Annotated in this window: 6 protein-coding genes; all 6 read left to right on the forward strand. The window is 34.2% G+C overall.

The annotated features are described in order from the left end of the window. The first annotated feature begins 1 nt into the window (after nt 1). On the forward strand, nt 2–955 hold the full coding sequence (locus tag AC3ASS_RS04835) for an ABC transporter permease (RefSeq protein WP_488282382.1): 954 nt from the start codon (nt 2–4) through the stop codon (nt 953–955). Nucleotides 956–1,217: 262 nt separating this feature from the next. Continuing rightward, the gene (locus AC3ASS_RS04840) at nt 1,218–1,955 is read left to right on the forward strand and encodes a sulfite exporter TauE/SafE family protein (protein ID WP_488282383.1); all 738 of its coding nucleotides are present in this window, start codon (nt 1,218–1,220) and stop codon (nt 1,953–1,955) included. Nucleotides 1,956–2,041: 86 nt separating this feature from the next. Then, nucleotides 2,042–2,857 (forward strand): ATP-grasp domain-containing protein, encoded by an 816-nt coding sequence (locus AC3ASS_RS04845; RefSeq protein ID WP_488282384.1) that lies wholly within the window; start codon nt 2,042–2,044, stop codon nt 2,855–2,857. Nucleotides 2,858–3,055: 198 nt separating this feature from the next. Continuing rightward, entirely contained in the window at nt 3,056–4,339 is a 1,284-nt protein-coding gene (locus tag AC3ASS_RS04850; protein ID WP_488282385.1) for an MFS transporter, read from the forward strand. Nucleotides 4,340–4,460: 121 nt separating this feature from the next. Continuing rightward, nucleotides 4,461–5,450, forward strand: coding sequence for an ornithine cyclodeaminase family protein (locus AC3ASS_RS04855; protein WP_488282386.1), 990 nt, complete (start codon nt 4,461–4,463; stop codon nt 5,448–5,450). Between the two features lie 103 nt (nt 5,451–5,553). Then, nucleotides 5,554–6,702, forward strand: coding sequence for an NAD(P)/FAD-dependent oxidoreductase (locus AC3ASS_RS04860; protein ID WP_488282387.1), 1,149 nt, complete (start codon nt 5,554–5,556; stop codon nt 6,700–6,702). Nucleotides 6,703–6,895: the final 193 nt, after the last annotated feature.

The following is a 6,895-nucleotide window of genomic DNA, read 5'->3' on the forward strand; positions in this document are numbered from 1 at the left end:
CATGTGGACGATTATAGAACAAATATTCCCATACGCTATAATGTTTACTGTTCCTCTTCTTATAACGGCATTAGGTGGATTGTTTAGTGAAAGAAGTGGTATAGTTAACATTGGTTTAGAGGGATTAATGGTTATAGGGGCATTTGCTTCAGCCATAAGTATCAATTATTTCTTAGAAGTTTTTAATGGTGGGCAAATTGCTATTTGGCTTGGTATACTAGTCGCGATTGTTGCAGGTGTCCTTACATCATTATTACACGCATTTGCTAGTATCAACTTAAGTGCTAATCAAATTATTAGTGGTACAGCTATTAACTTGATTGCAGGTGCTATTACAGTTTTCTTAGCTCGAAATATCACAGGTAGTGGAAATATACGTATTACTGAAGGGTTTACGCCATATACAATCCCATACTTATCAAAGATTCCAATAATAGGAGATTTATTCTTTACTAGAACATATTGGACAACTTGGGTTGTATTACTAATTGTCATTATTAGTGCTTATTTACTTTATAAAACTCCTTTTGGTCTGCGATTAAGGGCATGTGGAGAATATCCGCAAGCAGCAGAGGCTGCGGGAGTAAGTGTTCGGAAAATGCGTTATATTGGTGTAATGATTTCAGGTGCCTTTGCAGGTATTGGTGGAGCTGTAATCATTGTTACTTATTCTGGGGAGTTTACAGGTAACGTATCTGGTTTAGGATTTTTAGCGTTGGCGGCTTTAATCTTTGGTCAATGGAGACCATTTGGCGTATTAGCAGCTACATTCTTCTTTGGTTTTGCTAGTACTGTAGCCAACGTTTCACAAGTGATTCCGGCATTAACGGTTATTCCACCTATTATTCTAAAGGTATTTCCATATGTTATTACACTTATTGCATTAGTATTATTCTCTAAATCATCACAAGCCCCTAAAGCAGCTGGGGAACCATATGATTCAGGAAAAAGATAATTGTTTCCTTCAGATCGGGCAGGAATGTCCGGTCTATTTTTGGTAGGCTAGAAATAAAATAAATGGTATCACAAAGTATGATTCAATAAATGTATAGTCCTTTACAACGATACAAAGATTTTTGAATGTCACGGTCTAAGATGCCGTGATATTTTCTTTTTCTCTATAATTAAGAAAATCTTATGGAAAAATATAATAAATATAAAATTTACTTATTAAATAAATGAGAATAAACTAAGGAGTAGAAAGGGGTGGAATAAAAATGGAATATGTAATATTATTTTTCATTGGCGTTTGTGGAACAACATTAGGGACAATAGCCGGTGGTGGAGGTTTAATTAGTTTACCTGCAATGCTTTTACTCGGTGTTCCCATCCACTCTGCGATAGGAGCGAATAAAGTATCAAATACTGTTAGTTCCTTTTCAAGCATTTTACATCTTACCTTAAAAAAACAATTATCATTGAAACAATGTGTTTGGATCATTCCAGTAAGTTTAGCCGGTGGAATTAGCGGAAGTTATATAGCAACCAATATTTCAGAAGAAAAAATGGGTATATTAGCTGTTTTTCTATTATTATTCGCGTTCATCACCTCATTTGTCCGAAAAAAATCATTTTTTGGCGAGGAGTCTTTAAAACCTAATAAAATCAGTATAACTGGTTTATATATGATTGGCTCGTATGATGGAATGTTTGGTCCAGGGCAAGGAACGTTGATGTTGTATTTATTTAGTTTTTTAAATATCGCCTATATTAAAGCAGTAGGTTATGTACGATTAGCTACATTCTCTAGTTGTATTGGAGCAGCAATAACCTATATTTTATCAGGAAAAGTCATTTGGCCGGTAACTATTGCTTTATTGCTAGGTTCGGTTACTGGAGCTCAAATTGGCATTCGAATAGCAGAAAGAATAAGATCGGATCTTGTAAAACCTATTATAAGAATCGTATTACTAGCATTAATTATCCAAATATCGTTAGATTATTTCCCATTTTAATAAAAAAATAAATTGCTAATATTTTTGTCATGGTGCTATTATTATAGTATTCTAAAATTTTAAATTCGGAGTGTGGACGCTATTATATGAAATTAGTTTCATTTAATCCTTTCCGCACGATAGGAATGCCAGGGGTCCGTTATGTAAAACCGGAACATATGTTTAAAGATATTGACATTATAAAGGAAGCAGATGTTGTTCTGTTCCCTGAAACATGGCAAGTTCCTGCATTAGTTTATGGATTAAAAAAGAAAATTTTCCCTAGTATTGAAACGTTGCAGTTAGGGTTTAGTAAAGTGGAAATGACTCGTGCCCTTTGGACAGTTGCCAAAAATTACGTCCCTTATACTGAAATACTTGGAAATACAGAAGGTAATATCCATTATGTGCTAGAAACTTTTCCTTTCCCGTTTGTTGCTAAAGAGGTTAGAAATTCAATGGGTAAAGGAGTTTTTTTGATTAAAAATGAGCAAGATTTTTACGAATATGCAAAAAACAACGAAATTCTTTATGTTCAGGAATATTTAGAGAACGATGGGAAAGATTTAAGAATATGTGTAGTCGGGAATGAGATATTTACATCTTATTGGCGTATTGGAGCAGAAGGAGAATTTCTCCATAATATTGCTCAAGGCGGCGAGCTTTGTTTTGACTTTATTCCACAAGAAGCGTGTGATTTAGTTCTTCAAGTTGCGAAAGAACTGAATATCAACCATGCAGGGTTTGATGTAGTAGTGAGTGGCGGACGCTACTATATATTGGAGTTTAACGTATTATTTGGGAACCAAGGAATTGTAAAAAAAGGATTATCGGTGGAAGAAGCTATTTATCAATATTTATTAAATACATTTAATCCGCCTTTTCCACGATCCCCGATTACACCAAATCGAATTATATCATAAATTAAAGAGCTATTATTCCATGAAGAGTAATAGCTCTTTTCTATTTTAACGTAAAATAAGAAACACTAATAAAAAGGTAAGTAATAATGATGGAACAAAGCTATTTTATAAAACTGATTAAATATAATAGTTGGAAAATTTTGAATGGAAAAATATATTCCTCTATTATAAAATATCTGTGTTAGGGGGAATAAGCATATGGATAAAAGCGTAAACAAGAAAGTATTAATTGCAAGTTTAGTAGGAAGTTCTATTGAGTGGTTTGATTACTTTTTATATGGAACAGTAGCTGCACTTGTTTTTAATCATTTATTTTTTCATAGTGAAGATCCTGTTGTTGGATTAATGCTTGCATATGCAACATTTGCACTGTCATTTTTTATACGTCCATTAGGAGGAATATTATTTAGCCATATTGGGGACAGAATCGGAAGAAAGAAAACGTTAGTTTTAACTTTAACCTTAATGGGTGGAGGAACTGTCCTCATGGGTCTTTTACCAACGTATGAATCTATTGGAGTAGCTGCTCCAATTCTCCTCATAATCCTTCGTTTAATTCAAGGATTAGGACTTGGAGGAGAATGGGGAGGAGCGTTATTACTCGCTGTTGAGTATGCTCCAAAAGAGAAAAGAGGACTATTCGGAAGTATTCCTCAAATGGGAGTTACAATCGGTTTATTATTAGGAACGGTTTCCATGTCGATTATGACGCTATTACCTGACGATCAATTTATGAGTTGGGGTTGGAGGGTGCCATTTATATTAAGTGCTCTTCTCGTTATTTTCGGTTTATGGATACGTAAAGGTATTGATGAAACACCATCGTTTAAAAAAGCATTAGAAAAAAACGAGATTGTAAAAGTACCGTTCGTTGAAACAATGAAAACACACTGGAAAGAAGTCATTATAGCCGTTGGGGCAAAAGTTGTTGAAACAGCACCTTTTTATATTTTTGGAACGTTTATTGTTTCATACGCTACCAACCAATTAGGTTATTCAAATACAGAGACATTAAATGCTGTGACAATTGCAACGATTGTAACTACTATTTTAATTCCAATTATGGGTCGCTTATCCGATAAAATAGGAAGAAAAAGATTATATGTAGGCGGAACTCTTTTAATGATTTTGTATGCGTTTCCATATTTCTGGATTTTACATTTAGATTCAGCAATAGCAGTAATCATTGCTACAGTAGTTGGATTAGGGATTATTTGGGCACCAATTACAGCGGTGTTAGGAACAATGTTCTCTGAAATCTTTAAATCCAATGTTCGTTATACAGGTATATCACTTGGTTATCAAATCGGGGCAGCAGTTGCTGGGGGAACGGCACCATTAATTGCTACCGCTTTATTAAACGAATTTAATAATTCGTACGTACCTGTAGCCCTATACATTATATTAACATCAGTGATTTCATTAATAGCCGTTTGGTCTGTTAAAGATCGTAAAAATGAAGAGTTGGATAAAGAAGCTTAAGGAATCGCGATGAATGCGATTCCTTTTTTTACATAATAAGAGAGTATAATAGAAGTATATAGTAATGAAATTTTTATTTGCTACAGACATCGCTTTTTAAATGAGAATAGGAGGTAAAAGCATGCTGATTTTATCCGAACAGCAAATTCGTTCTATATATACGATAAAAGATGCTATTAACGATTTGAAAGAGAGTATTGTTTCCAAAGTGAATGGAAACGTAAAGAATCCATTACGAACTGTCATAGAATTCCCGAAGAAAAAAGCCTCAGCTTTATATATGCCGTCTTCAAACACCTTTTTAGAAAAAATGTCAGTGAAAATTGTCACTATCTTTCCGGATAATCCTAAAAAAGGATTAAAGACAACTCAAGGGGTGATTGTATTAAGTGATGCAAATAGTGGGGAACATGTTGCCTTATTAAATGCTACATATTTAACAAGAGTAAGAACAGGGGCATTAAGTGCCATTGCAACGGAAAAATTGGCACGTATAGATTCATCTATTTTATGTGTTATCGGTTGTGGTGCTATGGCAGAAGAACAACTGTTAGGAATTTTAGAGGTTTCTCCTATTCAAAAAATATATTTATATAACCGTACAATAGAAAAAGCTTATCAATTTGCAGAAAGAGTTAAATTAATAGCACCTCATTTTAAAGGGATTGTAGAAGTAGTCGATGATCCTAATATTGCTGTAAGACATTCACATATTGTTATTTGTAGTACTCGTTCGGAGACTCCTGTATTTTCTGGAGATTCGCTAATGCCTGGTACCCATATTAATGGGATTGGCTCGTATTTACCGAATATGCAAGAAGTTGATGAAAAAACATTATTAAAATGTTCTAAAATAGTAGTTGATACAATTGAAGGAGTGAAAGAAGAAGCAGGAGATTTCATTATTCCTGTAAATAAGGGAGTATGGAGTTTTTCTAATATTCATGGAGAGATCGGCGACTTGCTTGTTGGAAACGTTGAAGGAAGAAAAAATGATAATGAAATTACTTTTTTTAAATCTGTTGGAATGGCGTATTTTGATTTAGCAGTGGCTGCCGGTGTTTATCAAAAGGCAACCAAACATAATGTTGGAACTAGAGTGGAACTATAATTTAAAGGTTCTAAAATTAATTTATATATAGTTTTCAATGTATGGTGATTCTAAAAGACTTTTCACATACAATTGTTTCATTATTAAATTAGATATACTTATTATGGTTAAAGTCTTGGAGAAAGGTGAAAACATGAAAAAAGTTATTGTCATAGGAGCGGGAATATTAGGTGCTTCCACTGCTTATCATTTAGCGAAGTTTGGATATCAAGTAACAATTATTGATCGGAAAGACATTGGACAAGCAACAGAAGCTGCAGCAGGGATGATTTGCCCATGGGTTTCCCAACGTAGAAATAAAGCATGGTATACACTCGCAAGAAAAGGAGCGGCCTTTTATCCAAATTTAATTCAAGAATTAGAAAAAGAAGGGGAAAGAAATACAGGATACAAAAGAGTTGGCGCCCTATGCTTACACATAGAAGAACATAAATTGAACCAAATGGAAGAAAGAACGATATTGCGAAAAAAAGAAGCGCCAGAAATCGGAGAAATATTGAGAAAAAACAAAGAAGAAACATTAGATCATTGTCCAATACTATCCGATGAGTATTTTTCATTATATGTAAGTGGTGCAGCTAGAGTAAATGGAAAAGCTGTAAGAGATGCACTTTTAAATGCAGCAAAGAAATATGGAGCAACAGTCATTTATGACTCAGCTTCATTGGAAAAAAATAATAACCAATTAGTAGTCCGAATCAATAATGAGGAAATGGCTGCGGATGCATATATTGTTACTGCTGGTGCTTGGGCTAGTGAGCTTCTATCTCCTATTGGTATAGATCTACAAATTAGAGGACAAAAAGCGCAAATTGTCCATTTACAAATCAATCGTTCCGATACCGATCAGTGGCCGGTTGTCCTTCCACCAAATAATCAATATTTATTACCTTTCGAGGACGGTAAAATTGTCATTGGGACTACTTACGAAGATGAACATGAATTTGAATCAAGAGCTTCTGTCAAAGGAATATACGAAATTTTAGATAAAGCGATGTCAATGGCACCAGAATTAGCTAATGCACAATTTATGGATGCAAAGGTCGGTTATCGTCCTGTTGCTCCAAATTTTCTTCCGATCATGGGTAGAGTTTCAGGTTATGAAAATCTTTATGTTGCCAACGGGCTTGGATCATCTGGCTTAACAGTTGGACCATTTTTAGGAAAAGAACTCGCAAAATTAGTTATAGACAAACCATTAGAAATTGACTTAGATTTATATAGAGTAGATCAAGCAATAAATATTAAATAATTGAATATAAAATATATTATCTAGAAAATATGGTTGTTTAAAAGGGGGCTGTCCGATAAGTCCCTAAAATGAAGCAAGTGGAGAAAAACAATTCGTTTCTCTCCACTTGCTTTTATATTTTTTCGATTTTTATCTGAAAGTAGCTGGCGGATGCCGGCTACTTTCAGGAAGTTGTGGGCTAATGCCACAATCC

This window comes from Bacillus sp. JST-5, from assembly GCF_057747715.1.

Bases quoted from the DNA above. Each gene is read 5' to 3' on its own strand.
- AC3ASS_RS04835 (WP_488282382.1), top strand. From the start codon at position 2: ATGTGGACGATTATAGAACAAATATTCCCATACGCTATAATGTTTACT.
- AC3ASS_RS04845 (WP_488282384.1), top strand. From the start codon at position 2,042: ATGAAATTAGTTTCATTTAATCCTTTCCGCACGATAGGAATGCCAGGG.
- AC3ASS_RS04850 (WP_488282385.1), top strand. From the start codon at position 3,056: ATGGATAAAAGCGTAAACAAGAAAGTATTAATTGCAAGTTTAGTAGGA.
- AC3ASS_RS04860 (WP_488282387.1), top strand. From the start codon at position 5,554: ATGGTTAAAGTCTTGGAGAAAGGTGAAAACATGAAAAAAGTTATTGTC.
- AC3ASS_RS04840 (WP_488282383.1), top strand. From the start codon at position 1,218: ATGGAATATGTAATATTATTTTTCATTGGCGTTTGTGGAACAACATTA.
- AC3ASS_RS04855 (WP_488282386.1), top strand. From the start codon at position 4,461: ATGCTGATTTTATCCGAACAGCAAATTCGTTCTATATATACGATAAAA.